12 protein-coding genes are annotated in these 13197 nt (G+C 70.4%); 8 read left to right on the top strand and 4 right to left on the bottom strand.

The genetic code is table 11. The annotated features are described in order from the left end of the window. Nucleotides 1-3: 3 nt before the first annotated feature. Both AB0M67_RS15305 and AB0M67_RS15300 read right to left on the bottom strand, forming a co-directional pair. On the bottom strand, nt 4-534 hold the full coding sequence (locus tag AB0M67_RS15305) for a GNAT family N-acetyltransferase (protein WP_365745842.1): 531 nt from the start codon (nt 532-534) through the stop codon (nt 4-6). After that, nucleotides 534-1667, bottom strand: coding sequence for an LLM class flavin-dependent oxidoreductase (locus tag AB0M67_RS15300; protein ID WP_365745841.1), 1134 nt, complete (start codon nt 1665-1667; stop codon nt 534-536). The genes AB0M67_RS15305 and AB0M67_RS15300 overlap by 1 nt, the downstream gene beginning before the upstream one ends. A gap of 617 nt (nt 1668-2284) precedes the next feature. Between AB0M67_RS15300 and AB0M67_RS15295 the strand changes: the two genes are divergently transcribed. Then, entirely contained in the window at nt 2285-3340 is a 1056-nt protein-coding gene (locus tag AB0M67_RS15295; RefSeq protein WP_365745840.1) for an ABC transporter permease subunit, read from the top strand. Between the two features lie 44 nt (nt 3341-3384). On the opposite strand, the gene AB0M67_RS15290 is transcribed toward AB0M67_RS15295, so the two are convergent. Continuing rightward, nucleotides 3385-3765, bottom strand: coding sequence for a VOC family protein (locus AB0M67_RS15290; RefSeq protein WP_365745839.1), 381 nt, complete (start codon nt 3763-3765; stop codon nt 3385-3387). 157 nt (nt 3766-3922) lie between these two features. Between AB0M67_RS15290 and AB0M67_RS15285 the strand changes: the two genes are divergently transcribed. Further along, nucleotides 3923-4300, top strand: coding sequence for a hypothetical protein (locus tag AB0M67_RS15285; RefSeq protein ID WP_365745838.1), 378 nt, complete (start codon nt 3923-3925; stop codon nt 4298-4300). A 64-nt stretch (nt 4301-4364) separates the two neighbouring features. On the opposite strand, the gene AB0M67_RS15280 is transcribed toward AB0M67_RS15285, so the two are convergent. Next, nucleotides 4365-4814, bottom strand: a complete 450-nt coding sequence (locus AB0M67_RS15280; protein ID WP_365746073.1) for a DUF5709 domain-containing protein — start codon at nt 4812-4814, stop codon at nt 4365-4367. Between the two features lie 367 nt (nt 4815-5181). Here AB0M67_RS15280 and AB0M67_RS15275 point away from each other — a divergent pair, with 367 nt between their 5' ends. The 6 genes from AB0M67_RS15275 (at nt 5182) to AB0M67_RS15250 (ending at nt 13169) form a co-directional block, all read left to right on the top strand. Continuing rightward, a complete protein-coding gene (locus tag AB0M67_RS15275) occupies nt 5182-6504 on the top strand; it encodes an NAD(P)/FAD-dependent oxidoreductase (RefSeq protein ID WP_365745837.1) in 1323 nt (440 codons plus the stop codon). 52 nt (nt 6505-6556) lie between these two features. Beyond that, nucleotides 6557-8407 (top strand): transketolase, encoded by a 1851-nt coding sequence (locus AB0M67_RS15270; RefSeq protein WP_365746072.1) that lies wholly within the window; start codon nt 6557-6559, stop codon nt 8405-8407. 78 nt (nt 8408-8485) lie between these two features. Next, nucleotides 8486-8668 (top strand): hypothetical protein, encoded by a 183-nt coding sequence (locus AB0M67_RS15265; RefSeq protein WP_365745836.1) that lies wholly within the window; start codon nt 8486-8488, stop codon nt 8666-8668. Nucleotides 8669-8749: 81 nt separating this feature from the next. Next, nucleotides 8750-9043 carry a WhiB family transcriptional regulator gene (locus AB0M67_RS15260; RefSeq protein ID WP_365746071.1) on the top strand — a complete coding sequence of 98 codons (294 nt, stop codon included), beginning with the start codon at nt 8750-8752 and terminating at the stop codon, nt 9041-9043. A 153-nt stretch (nt 9044-9196) separates the two neighbouring features. After that, nucleotides 9197-10606: an NADP-dependent succinic semialdehyde dehydrogenase gene (locus AB0M67_RS15255; RefSeq protein WP_365745835.1), complete on the top strand. Its 1410-nt coding sequence runs from the start codon at nt 9197-9199 to the stop codon at nt 10604-10606. Between the two features lie 157 nt (nt 10607-10763). After that, nucleotides 10764-13169 (top strand): phosphoketolase family protein, encoded by a 2406-nt coding sequence (locus tag AB0M67_RS15250; RefSeq protein ID WP_365745834.1) that lies wholly within the window; start codon nt 10764-10766, stop codon nt 13167-13169. Nucleotides 13170-13197 lie beyond the last annotated feature (28 nt).

The following is a 13197-nucleotide window of genomic DNA, read 5'->3' as shown; positions in this document are numbered from 1 at the left end:
GAGTCACACCTCTCTTTCGGGGGAATCCGGGGAACCGGCGGGACGGTCGGCGAGGTGCTTCTCGAAGGGCAGCGGACCGATGGTCTCCGGATCCGCCCCGGTGTCGAACAGCGGTGTGTAACCGGCCGTCAGATACAGCTCCCTGGCCTCCGGCTGGCGTGGTCCGGTGGTGAGGTGGACACGGCGGTAGCCCCGGGCGGCGGCGATACGCTCCAGCTCCGCGACGACGCGCCTCGCCAGCCCGCGCCGCCGGTGCGCGGAGTGGGTCCAGATCCGCTTCAGTTCGGCGGTGGTGTGGTCGTAGCGGCGGAACGCCCCGCCGGAGATCGGTTCGCCGTGCTCCAGCAACAGCAGCAGGACCCCGTGCGGTGGGTCGAACTCTTCGGCGGGGTAGCGGGCCAGCTCGCCGTGCGCGTCCTTGCCGTAGCGGGTGGAGTACTCGTGCCCCAGCTCGCGCAGCATCGGCACTACCCGTGGATCGGAGACGGAGGTCGACAGCCAGGTCAGACCGCCGGGTTCGGCGACGGAGGTCATCAGCCGGCCTCGACCAGGGTCTCCGGGCCGCGGGGCGCCCGCCGCGCGTCGCGCTTGGCGACCTCTTCGCGGACCAGCGGAATGACATGCCGGCCGAAGTCGATGGCGTCACCGAGCAGGTCGTACCCGCGCGCGGAGATGATGTCGACACCGAGGTCGTAGTAGTCGAGCAGCGCCCGCGCGACCGTCTCGGGCGTACCGACCAGGGCGTTGGAGTTGCCCGCGCCGCCGGTGGCCGCGGCGGTCGGGGTCCACAGCGCCCGGTCGTAACGCTCACCCGACCGCGCGATCGAGATCAGCCGCTGCGAGCCGGTGTTCTCCGGCTCGCCCCGCCGGTGGTGGCGCACCACGGCCGGCTCGCCCTTCTCCTTGCGGGCCTTGATCGTGTCCACCGTACGGTGCGCCTTCTCCCAGGCGAGCTCCTCCGTCGGCGCGATGATCGGCCGGAAGGCGACCTGGATACGGGGCGGTGTGGTGCGTCCCGCCGCCCGCGCGGCGGCCTTCACCGCCTCGATCTGCTCGGCGGTCTTCTCCAGCGGCTCGCCCCAGAGCGCGTAGATGTCCGCCTCGGCGCCACCGGCCGCGTACGCGGCGGCCGAGGAACCGCCGAACGAGACATCGGGCCTGGGCTGCTGGACGGGGAACACATCACTGACGAAGTCGTGGAAGCGGTAGTGCTCACCCTCGTGGTCGAAGGGTTCGTGCGAGGTCCAGATCCGTTTGACTATCTCGATGTACTCACGGGTGCGGGAGTAGCGCTCGTCCTTGGTGAGGGTGTCCCCCTCGCGCCGCTGCTCGTGATCGCTGCCACCGGTGATGAAGTGCACCGTCAGCCGGCCGTCGCTGATCCGGTCGAGCGTGGCGAATGTCTTGGCGGCGAAGGTGGGATACGAGACATTCGGCCGGTGCGCGAGCAGGATCTCCAGCTTGTCCAGCCGGGAGGCGATATACGCGGCGGCCGGCGCGGGGTCGGGCGAGCCGGAACCGTACGCGAACAGCACCCGGTCCCAGCCGTGGTCCTCATGGGCGCGGGCCAGCTTGAGCGTGAACTCCTTGTCAAATGACGCGCCGGAGCGGGGACTTGTCTCCGACCCGTTGTGGGTGGCGGCTATGCCGAGGAACTCCACAGGCATGACGGACCTTTCGTGCGGGGAGATGGGTGTGCGTCGGCGGGAAGGCATGCCGAGGGGAGCCGGGGCGACCCGTGGCCGCGGCGGACACGGGGGACCACCGGCGGTACGGGGCGGCCGGGCGCGACGGGGCGGCCGGGCGCGACGGTGTGACGGCGCGATGACGGGAGAGGAAGGGGGTGCTTCAAAGAGGAAGCGGCAGCGAACGCCCGGTGAGATACGAGAACGCGGCCCGCGACGGGGTCACCGAAGGGACGGGGTCACCGAGGGAGGGAGAGGGCCGGTCAGGCGGCCCGCTGCCGGGTCAGGCGCAACAAGAGGCGGACCACACACGACCGAAGTCTATGTGGCCGCGTATGACCAACGGCAGCTGCTTCTGCATAAGGCCAATTGAGCACGGGACGTTCGGTGAAGTCAACAGGCTCTCGCTCTGTGGGCGGCGCGGGCGGCCCGGCGGCCTTGACAGCCGTCCGGCGTGGGACCGTACGATCGAGGGGTGTGCGGTACCGGCTCCTGTGTGAACACCGGTCCGCACCGGCCGTGTTGAGGGACGCGGTACGCGTGATGACATCTGCCGCCCGGTTCACGCCGCCGACCGTCTCTCCCGCCGGAGCCCCCTCATGTCCGTATCGCCCTCGCTCGATGGCCCGCGCGCCTCCGCCGCGGCCTCCCGGAAGACACCACCCACCGACCCCGCGGACACCGCTCCGCCGGGGACTTCGGGGGCCTCGCCGGTCGCCCCGCCGGAACCCGACGAGATCTCCCGTATCGTCCCCCGACGCCACCCGGGCCGGTGGCTGTCGGCCGCGGTGGCGCTGCTCGGCCTCGCGATGATCGTCAATTCGGTCGTCCGTAACGAGAGATTCCAGTGGAGTGTGGTCAGCAGGTACTTCACCACCCCCGCCGTACTGGACGGCCTGCTGCTCACCCTCTGGCTGACCGCGGCCGTGATGGTGCTGGGTTTTCTCATCGGTACGGTCTTCGCCGTCATGCGGCTCTCCGTCAACCCCGTACTGCGCACGATCAGTTGGGGGTACGTATGGATCTTCCGCTCGACCCCGCTGCTGGTGCAGCTGCTGTTCTGGTTCAATATCGGCGCGCTCTATCCGACCCTCGGGATCGGGATTCCCTTCGGCCCGGAGTTCCTCACCTTCCAGACCGTGAACCTCTTCGGCGCCGGTCTCACGGCGCTGATCGGCCTCACCCTGCACGAGGCGGCCTACGCGGCGGAAGTGGTCCGCGGCGGCATCCTCTCCGTCGACGCCGGCCAGACGGAGGCCGCCGCGGCACTCGGTCTGAGCCGCCGGCGGGTGCTGCGCCGCGTCGTCGTGCCCCAGGCGATGCGCTCGATCGTGCCCACCGCGGGCAATATGCTCATCGGCACGCTCAAGGGGACGAGCATCGTCAGTGTCCTGGCCGTGCAGGACCTGCTGTTCTCGGTGCAGCTGATCTACAACCGCACCTATCAGATCGTTCCGCTGCTGATGGTGGCGACCATCTGGTACGTCATCGTCACGACCGTCCTGTCCGTGGGCCAGTTCTATGTCGAGCGCCACTACGCCCGGGGCGCGGCCCGCGAGCTGCCGCCCACGCCGCTCCAGCGCCTGCGCCGGCGGACGGCGGCCCTGGGGGGACGGCTCCGTACGGCGAGCGCCGCGGACGCGAGGCCGCTCTGAGACCCGGTCCGGGGGAGCGGGTCCGTGTGGAGCGGGTCCGTTCGTCAGGCGCGAACGGCGAGGGTGAAGGTGTGCCCGGCCGGATCCGAGTAGACGCGTACATCGCGCGGGCCACCGTTGTCCTTGGTGTCCAGGGGCCTGGCCCCGAGGCTGATCGCCTCGCGCTCCGCCTCGTCCATCTCGTCCTGCGACACCAGTATCCGCAGATGCGCCTGCTGGGAGCTCTCCGGGCGCGGCCAGCTCGCGGGCGCATGGCCATGGTCCCGCCGGATCGCCAGACGCACACCGTGGTGGCCGACGATCTCCACGAAGTCCGGATCGGTACCGACACGGGTCTCCGCGTCGAGGAACTCCGAGTAGAACAGGGCCAGCTCCGCCGGTTCCGCACAGTCAAGGATGAGAACACTGCTCTTGGTGACGGTCATGCAGATGCGTCTACCCGCTCTCCCCGGCGGCACGCGGCGCGTCGGGCGCGATGGAGGGCGGCGCGCCCTGTTGACCGCTTCCGCTCGCACACTCCGGGTACCGGGGGGAGTCTGGAGACGGATCGATTCGGAGCGGTGACGGAGAGGAAGGACCCACGTGAACAGTGCGGACCAGCCCGCGGCGGACGTCGTCGTGGCTCTCACCGGTGATGAGAAGGAAGACGCACGCGTGGTGTTCGGCGCGCTGCGTACGGCCTTCGCCTGCGACCGCGCGGCGGAGGATGTCCCGCAGGAGGTGGTCGAGGGCCGCCCGACCGTGTGGATCGCGACGTTCAATGTGTCCGAGCTACGCGCGGAGCCCCGCCCGGCGCGGCTGAGGGCGCCGGTGGTGGCCACCCTCCAGGGCGGCTATACGGCGGTGGACAGTCTCCGGAAGAGCCTCGCCTCCGCGTTCACCGTCCGCATGGTCGGTACGGCCTCCGGCGACCAGGAGGAAGAAGTCCAGCTGCGCCTGGAGAACCGCGGGAACCGCTAGGTCGCGCAGGTCGTGGAAGTCGTAGAGGTCGTGCAGCTCGTGTAAGGCGTGTAAGGCGTGTCCTTCACTCCCACTCGTCCGGCTCGGAAACGACATGCACCGCGGCCTCCTCCGCCGAAGCCGCGGCGCCGTCGATGCCCACATCACGGGCGATCATGTCCTTCTCGGCGTCCTCGTGCGCGCCCTCGTCGGGAGCCACCAGCCGGCCGGAGCGGCCGTCGCCGACCTCGTTGTCCAGCCGCTCACCCTCGCCGTACGGCAGGTCCCCGATGCCGTCGCCGACCAGGGCGCCCTCGTCGGGGATCTCCTCCGCGAGCCGCTGGTCGAGCGTTTCCCCCACCCGCTGCTCGGCGGCCGTCGTACCGACATGTTCGACACCGAGCGGGCGTTCGGGGGGCGACCAGCCCTCGTCGAACGGGTCCGAGCCGCGGTCGATGAGGGTGTCCTCGGGATCGAGGATGCCCTCGTCCTCGCCGATCTCGGCGCCGTCGGGCTGGTAGACCTCGTCGCCCATCGACTCGCCGTTTTCGCCGCTCACGTCCCTCTCCTCGCCTCCATACGCCCGGCCGGCCCCTCACGGCCGGTGGGACCGTCCACAGCCGGTGAGACGCTCCGCGGCCGGGTGGGGCCGTCCTCAGCCGGTCAGGCCGTCGGGAGCGCGCGCGTGGTCGGGCGGTTCCGTTCGGACGTCCTGCCCGGGAGCGGCTCATCCACCACGTCCACCTTCCCACCAATCACCGCCGTGTCAAACGGCAGGTGAGCGCCCCTGCGACGAGGTGCGAGGGCCGCCTCCGCGCCATACCCCGTGTTTGTCGGCGCTGTCGTCGGGCACGTGACCAAACGACCCGTACGACCCGAAATGTAACCCTCCGGAGTCGAACGTGAGCCAACAACGCATAGTCATCGTCGGAGCCGGGTTCGCCGGTTATCAGGCGGCCCGCACCCTCTGCCACCGGGTCAGGGGCGCGGCCGAGATCGTGCTGCTGAACCCCACCGACTACTTTCTCTACCTTCCGCTCCTGCCCCAGGTGGCGGCGGGCATTCTGGAGCCGCGCCGGGTGACCGTCTCCATCCCGAGCACACTGCCGCGAGTACGGCTCGTGCTCGGCGAGGCCAACCACATCGACCTGGAGACGCGCGCCATCCAGTACACCGGACCGGAGGGCGAACGGGGCGAGCTGCGCTACGACCGGCTCATCCTCGCCGTGGGCAGTGTCAACAAGCTGCTCCCCGTCCCGGGAGTGGCGGAGTACGCGCACGGCTTCCGGGGACTGCCGGAAGCGCTCTATCTGCGTGATCACATCACCCGCCAGATAGAGCTGGCCGCCGTCGCCGATGACCGGGCGGAGGGCGCCGCGCGCAGCACCTTCGTCGTGGTCGGCGCCGGTTACACCGGCACCGAAGTGGCCGCCCAGGGCAAGCTCTTCACCGACGCGCTGGTCCGCAAACAGCCCGCGTGGCGCCGGACGGACAAACCCCGCTGGCTGCTCCTCGACATCGCCCCGCGCGTCCTGCCGGAGCTGGACCACCGGCTGTCGGACACCGCGCAGCGGGTGCTGCGCGAACGCGGTGTGGACGTCCGTACGGGCACCTCCGTCAAGGAGGCGCGACCGACCGGGATCACACTGGACGACGGCGAGTTCATCGAGACCCACACCCTGGTCTGGTGTGTGGGTGTACGGCCCGACCCGCTGGTCTCCGATCTCGGGGTGTCCGTCGAGCGCGGCCGGGTGGTGGTGGACCCACAGCTCAATGTGCCGGGCCACCCCGAGGTGTTCGCCTGCGGTGACGCCGCGGCCGTACCGGATCTCACCAGGCCGGGACACTTCACCCCGATGACGGCTCAGCACGCGGGCAGGCAGGGCAAGGTGGCGGGCCGCAATGTGGCCGCCTCCCTGGGATACGGAGAGCGGCAGACCTACAAACACAACGACTTGGGGTTCCTCGTGGACCTCGGCGGAGTCAAGGCGGCGGCCAACCCGCTCGGCGTGCCGCTGTCGGGACCGCTCGCGGGGGCCGTCACGCGCGGCTACCACCTGGCGGCCATGCCGGGAAACCGGGTACGGGTCGCCGCCGACTGGATGCTCGACGCGGTGCTGCCGCGGCAGTCCGTCCAGCTCGGACTGGTGCGCTCGTGGACGGTGCCGCTCGAATCGTCCTCGCCCGAACTGGCGAGGGTTCCCGGCGCACCGCGTAAGGAGTGACATGAACAGCCAACGCGCGAACAGCAAGCGCTCGAAGAGCCCGCGGCACCAGCTGAACAGCGAACAACTCACCGAACTGGGGCAGCAGTTGAGGGTGGACTCGGTACGGGTCGCCGATGCGGCCGGATCGGGCCATCCCACCTCCTCGATGTCCGCCGCCGACCTTATGGCGGCGCTGCTCGCCAACCATCTGCACTACGACTTCGACCGGCCGGACGATCCGGGCAACGACCGGCTGATCTTCTCCAAGGGACATGCCTCGCCGCTGCTGTACTCCATGTATCTGGCGGCCGACGCGGTGGACGAGAAGGAGTTCCTCACCTACCGCACCCTCGGCAGCCGGCTCGAAGGCCATCCCACCCCACGGCTGCCCTGGGTCGATGTCGCCACCGGCTCGCTGGGCCAGGGGCTGCCCGTCGGTGTCGGCATGGCGCTCGCGGGCCAGCGGCTCAGCCACACTCCGTACCACGTCTGGGTGTTGTCCGGAGACAGCGAGATGGCCGAGGGCTCCGTATGGGAGGCGATCGAGGAGGCCGGCGACCAGCATCTCGACTCGCTGACCCTGGTCATCGACGTCAACCGCCTCGGCCAGCGTGGACCCACCCGGCATCAGCGGGATCTGGACGCGTACGGCCGCAGGCTGCGCGCCTTCGACTGGCACACCATCGAGATCGACGGCCATGACCTCGATGCCGTCGACGCCGCCTTCACCGAGGCCCGGTCGACCTTCCGCAAGCCGACCGCGATCATCGCGGGCACCCGCAAGGGACGTGGCGTGGCCTCCGTCGAGGACCGCGAGGGCATGCACGGCAAGCCGCTGCCCGATGCGGAGAGCGCCATCGAGGAACTGGGCGGGCGGCGCTCCATCCGGGTGTCCGTGGCGAAGCCCACCGAGCCCGAGACCCACGCCCGCCCCGCCGGACGGCGCGCCACCATCAAGCTGCCGCGCTACGACCTCGGCGACTCGATCGCCACCCGCGACGCCTACGGCCGGGCGCTCGCGGCCCTCGGCACGGCCCGCGAGGACGTGGTCGTACTGGACGGCGAGGTCAGCGACTCCACCCGCTCGGAGTTCTTCGCCAAGGAGCACCCCGAGCGGTTCTTCGAGTGCTACATCGCCGAGCAGCAGCTGATCGCCGCCGCCGTCGGCATGCAGGCGCTGGGCCATGTCCCGTACGCGTCGACCTTCGCGGCCTTCCTGACCCGCGCGTACGACTTCCTGCGGATGGCGGCCGTCAGCCGGGCCTCGATCAATGTCGTCGGCTCGCACGCGGGCGTCTCGATCGGCCAGGACGGGCCGTCCCAGATGGGCCTGGAAGACCTGGCGATGTTCCGCTCCATACACGGCAGTACGGTGCTCCACCCCTGCGACGCCAACCAGACGGCGCGGCTCGTGGCGGCGATGCATGAACTGTCCGGCGTCTGCTACCTGCGTACGCTCCGGGGCGCGACACCGGTCATCTACGGCCCCGGCGAGCGATTCCCGATCGGCGGCAGCAAGGTGCTGCGCCGCTCGGACGCGGACCGGGTGACGCTGATCGGTATCGGAGTCACGGTCCATGAGTGTCTGAAGGCGGCGGATCAGCTGGCCGGGGAGGGCTTCCCCGTACGGGTCGTCGACCTGTACTCGGTCAAGCCCGTCGACGAAATGACGCTCCAGGCCGCGGCCGACGAGACCGGCTGCCTGGTCACGGTCGAGGACCACCACCCGGAGGGCGGCATCGGGGACGCGGTGGCCGCGGTGTTCTCGGACGGCCGTCCCGCGCCGAAGCGGCTCGTACGGCTCGCGGTGGGGAACATGCCGGGCTCGGCGACCCCGGCGGAGCAGCTCAGGGCGGCGGGCATCGACGCGGACTCGATCGCGGCGGGGCTGCGGCTGCTGGTGGAACAGACCATCCGCTGACGGCGGGAGCCCTCCGCGCAGCGCGAGCCCCGCACAGAGGGGAACCAAGACACACACGGCGAAGAAAGGGAAGACGGTATGAGCACCCATCGAGGCCCGCGGCCCGCACCGGCCGTGACCCACCGGCCGACCGAGCGCGAGGGGCGGATACGTACCTGCGTTCCGGCGCGGATCACTCCGCGCGAGCGCCGGGCCAGAGCCGGCCATGACCGACAGGAGACGGCCGATCAGGAGTGGAACGTTGTGCGTGGAGAGGACTGAATGACTGTGCGGATGACCACGGCCCGACTGAACATCGGCCTGGACGTGGAATGGGGCCGGGACGCGAACGCCTGGGAGTGGCTGCGGCACGCGGCCTGTACCGGCGCCGACCCGGAGCTGTTCTTCCCCGTGGGGGACTCGGGACCGGCCGTCGAGCAGGCGGAGCGCGCCAAGAAGGTGTGCCACAGCTGCCCGGTGGAGAGCCAGTGCCTCGAATGGGCGCTGGCAACAGGCCGTACCTCGGGAGTCTGGGGCGGTACGGACGAGGAGGAGCGCCGACGGCTACGGCGCCGCGCCGGGCGGCGCGAGACCCCGGACGGACCCCCGGCCCGCTCCCGGCGGTCCGCCGCGCCGGGCCGGCGACGGCGTCCTTGACCGTTCCCCGACCGTTTCCCCGTCTCCCGCGTCCCGCGCGATCGGGGCCCACGCGATCGAGGCCCACGCGCCGGCGTCCCGTGTTGCGGGGCCGGTCGCGGCACGGGAGGGTCGGACTGCCGAATCGAGGCGAATCGAGGAGGAATCGCCCCCATGCCCATCGCGACGGTGAATCCAGCCAGCGGAGAGACGCTCAAGACCTTCGACGCGCTGGGAGCCGAGGAGATCGAGAGCCGGATCGCTTCCGCCGCCCAGGCGTTCCGGCACTACCGGCTCACCGGATTCGATGAACGCGCGCGGCTGCTGAACCGCGCCGCCGACCTGCTTGAGAAGGACGCGCCGGAGATCGCCCGGACCATGACCACCGAGATGGGCAAGCCACTCGCGGCGGCCCGTGCCGAGGCGCTGAAGTGCGTGAAGGCGATGCGCTGGTTCGCGGAGCGCGCCGAGGAACTGCTCGCGGACGAGCACCCCTCGGACGCCGACGTACGGGACGCGGGCGCGTCCAGGGTGAGCGTCCACTACCGGCCGCTGGGCGTGGTCCTCGCGGTGATGCCGTGGAACTTCCCGCTCTGGCAGGTCGTACGGTTCGCCGCGCCCGCCCTGATGGCCGGCAATGTGGGGCTCCTCAAGCACGCCTCGAATGTTCCGCAGACCGCCCTTTACCTGGAAGACCTGTTCGCCAGGGCCGGATTCCCGGCAGGCTGTTTCCAGACGCTGCTGGTGGGTTCCAGCGCGATCGAGAACATCCTGCGCGACCCCAGGGTGGCCGCCGCGACGCTCACCGGCAGCGAACCGGCCGGCCGGTCGGTGGCGGCGATCGCGTCCGACGAGGTCAAGAAGACCGTGCTGGAGCTGGGCGGCAGCGATCCGTATGTCGTCATGCCCTCGGCCGAGGTCGAACGGGCGGCGCGTACGGCGGTCACGGCCCGCGTGCAGAACAACGGCCAGTCCTGTATCGCCGCCAAACGCTTCATCGTGCACGAGGACGTCTACGACGCCTTCGCCGAGCGGTTCACCGCGGGCATGCGTGATCTGGCGGTCGGCGACCCGATGGACGAGTCCACCGACGTGGGGCCACTCTCCACCGAGCGGGGCCGCGCGGATCTGGAGCGGCTGGTCGATGACGCGCTGAGCCGGGGCGCGACCGCGCTGTGCGGCGGACAGCGGCCCAAGGAGCACGAGCGGGGCTGGTTCTACGCGCCCACCGTGCTCACCGGCATCACCTCCGCCATGCGGATCCACTGCGAGGAGACATTCGGGCCGGTCGCCACGCTCTACCGGGTCTCCGGCCTGGACGAGGCGGTGGCCCTCGCCAACGACACGCCCTTCGGGCTGAGTTCCAACGTCTGGACGCGGGACGAGGGGGACGTGCGCCGCTTCGTACGGGATCTGGAGGCGGGCGGGATCTTCTTCAACGGGATGACGGCCTCGCATCCCGCCCTGCCCTTCGGCGGTGCGAAGCGCTCCGGTTACGGGCGTGAGCTGTCGGCGCACGGTATCCGGGAGTTCTGCGACATCACCACGGTGTGGCACGGCGCGGAACCGGACGACACCCACTAGTCCCGGTCCGACCGGACAGGGCCATGACCGAGGGCCACGGCTCCAAGGAGGACCGGGCCACGGCCCAAGGAGCTCCAAGGAGGACCGGGCCAGGGCTCCAGGGAGGTCCGGATCAAGGACACGGCAGGGGAAGGCCGGGAACAGCAGGGAGACGGGTATGCGCAAGGCGACCACGACCACCACGGGCGCGTCGGCCGGGCTCACCGAGGCAGAGCTCGCCGCCCTCGACACCTACTGGCGTGCCGCCAACTATCTCGCCGTCGGCCAGATCTATCTGATGGCCAACCCTCTGCTCCAGGAGCCGCTGGCGCCGGAGCACATCAAACCGCGTCTCCTCGGCCACTGGGGGACCTCACCCGGCCTGAATCTGGTGCACACCCATCTCAACCGGGTGATCAAGGCCCGGGATCTCGACGCGCTCTGCGTCTGGGGGCCGGGACACGGCGGTCCCGCCGTACTCGCCAACTCCTGGCTGGACGGCACGTACTCGGAGGCCTATCCGGACGTCAGCCGGGACCGGGTGGGCATGGAGCGGCTCTTCCGGCAGTTCTCCTTCCCCGGCGGGGTTCCCAGCCATGTCGCTCCCGAGACACCGGGCTCGATCCACGAGGGCGGCGAACTCGGCTACTCCCTGGCGCACGCCTACGGAGCCGCGCTGGACAACCCCGAGCTGCTGGTCGCCTGTGTGATCGGTGACGGTGAGGCGGAGACGGGTCCGCTCGCCGCGTCCTGGCACTCGAACAAGTTCCTGGATCCGGTCCACGGCGGCGCGGTCCTGCCGATCCTGCATCTCAATGGCTACAAGATCGCCAATCCGACCGTGCTCGCCCGGCTGCCGGAGGGCGAACTCGACTCCCTGCTGCGCGGCTACGGCCATGAGCCCCTCCATGTCAGCGGCGACGAGCCCATGGCCGTCCACCGCGCCATGGCCGCGACCCTGGACCGCGCCCTGGACCGCATCGTCCAGATCCAGCGGGACGCCCGCGAGGGCCGGACCACCGACCGGCCGAACTGGCCCATGATCGTGCTGCGTACGCCCAAGGGCTGGACCGGCCCCCGTGAGGTCGACGGACTGCCCGTCGAGGGGACCTGGCGCGCGCATCAGGTCCCGCTGAGCCGTGTCCGGGAGGACCCCGACCATCTGCGCATGCTCCAGGCATGGCTGCGCTCCTACCGTCCCGAGGAGCTGTTCGACGCGATGGGCACGCCCCATCCCTCCGTACTCGACTGCGTACCGGCGGGAGCGCGCAGGCTGGGCGCCAATCCGCACGCCAACGGGGGGCTGCTGCTGCGGGATCTGCCGGTCCCGCCCCTGGAGCGGCACGCGGTCCGCGTGGACCGGCCCGGCACGGTCCTGCACGAACCCACCCGGGTGCTCGGCTCCTTGCTGGAATCCGTCATGGAAGCGTCCTCGGGACGGCGCGACTTCCGCGTCTTCGGCGCCGATGAGACGGCGTCCAATCGGCTGGACGCGCTCTACGAGGCCACGGCGAAGGCATGGGAGGCCGCGACGCTCGACACGGACGAGCATCTCGCGCCCGACGGCCGGGTGATGGAGGTGCTCTCCGAGCATCTGTGCCAGGGATGGCTGGAGGGCTATCTCCTCACCGGCCGGCACGGTCTCTTCTCCAGTTACGAGGCGTTCGCCCATATCGTCGACTCCATGGTCAACCAGCACATCAAGTGGCTGCGGACCTCGCGGCGACTGCACTGGCGCCGCCCCATCGCCTCCCTCAACTACCTGCTGACGTCCCACGTCTGGCGCCAGGACCACAACGGCTTCTCCCACCAGGACCCCGGCTTCGTCGACCACATCCTGAACAAGAGCCCCGAGGTCGTACGCGTCTATCTGCCGCCGGACGCCAACACCCTGCTCTCGGTGGCCGATCATGTGCTGCGCAGCCGCGACTACGTCAATGTGATCGTCGCGGGCAAGCAGCCGAGCTTCGACTGGCTCACGCTCGACGAGGCCCGCGCCCACGCCGCCCGGGGCGCGGGGGTCTGGTCGTGGGCCGGTACGGAGAGCGCCTCGAAGACCAGCTACCGGGAGCCGGACGCCGTCCTGGCCTGTGCCGGGGACGTACCCACCCTGGAGACACTCGCCGCCGCCGACCTGCTGCGGCGGTATCTGCCCCAGCTGGTCGTACGCGTGATCAACGTCGTCGACATGGCGCGGCTGCTGCCCCATGACGAACACCCGCACGGGATGCCGGACTCCGAGTACGACGCCCTGTTCACCGCCGACAAGCCGGTGATCTTCGCGTACCACGGCTATCCCTGGCTGATCCACCGGCTCGCCTACCGCCGCAGGGGCCATGACAATCTCCATGTCCGCGGCTACAAGGAGGAGGGGACGACCACGACCCCGTTCGACATGGTCGTCCGCAATGACCTCGACCGGTACCGGCTGGTCATGGATGTGATCGACCGGGTGCCGGGGCTGGGGGTACGAGCGGTCGCCGTGCGCCAGGCGATGGCGGATGTACGTACCCGCCACCATGCCTGGATCCGCCGGTACGGCACGGATCTGCCCGAGGTCACCGACTGGACCTGGACGGGCTGAGCCCGGCTCCACGGGACGGCGGAGCCGG

The sequence above is a fragment of the Streptomyces sp. NPDC051662 genome (assembly GCF_040681655.1).
Taxonomy (GTDB): Bacteria; Actinomycetota; Actinomycetes; order Streptomycetales; family Streptomycetaceae; genus Streptomyces.
This window is presented reverse-complemented; position numbering and strand designations above follow the sequence as displayed.

Bases quoted from the DNA above. Each gene is read 5' to 3' on its own strand.
- AB0M67_RS15250 (WP_365745834.1), top strand. From the start codon at position 10,764: ATGCGCAAGGCGACCACGACCACCACGGGCGCGTCGGCCGGGCTCACC.
- AB0M67_RS15290 (WP_365745839.1), bottom strand. From the start codon at position 3,765: ATGACCGTCACCAAGAGCAGTGTTCTCATCCTTGACTGTGCGGAACCG.
- AB0M67_RS15280 (WP_365746073.1), bottom strand. From the start codon at position 4,814: ATGGGCGACGAGGTCTACCAGCCCGACGGCGCCGAGATCGGCGAGGAC.
- AB0M67_RS15300 (WP_365745841.1), bottom strand. From the start codon at position 1,667: ATGCCTGTGGAGTTCCTCGGCATAGCCGCCACCCACAACGGGTCGGAG.
- AB0M67_RS15305 (WP_365745842.1), bottom strand. From the start codon at position 534: ATGACCTCCGTCGCCGAACCCGGCGGTCTGACCTGGCTGTCGACCTCC.
- AB0M67_RS15295 (WP_365745840.1), top strand. From the start codon at position 2,285: ATGTCCGTATCGCCCTCGCTCGATGGCCCGCGCGCCTCCGCCGCGGCC.
- AB0M67_RS15265 (WP_365745836.1), top strand. From the start codon at position 8,486: ATGAGCACCCATCGAGGCCCGCGGCCCGCACCGGCCGTGACCCACCGG.
- AB0M67_RS15255 (WP_365745835.1), top strand. From the start codon at position 9,197: ATGCCCATCGCGACGGTGAATCCAGCCAGCGGAGAGACGCTCAAGACC.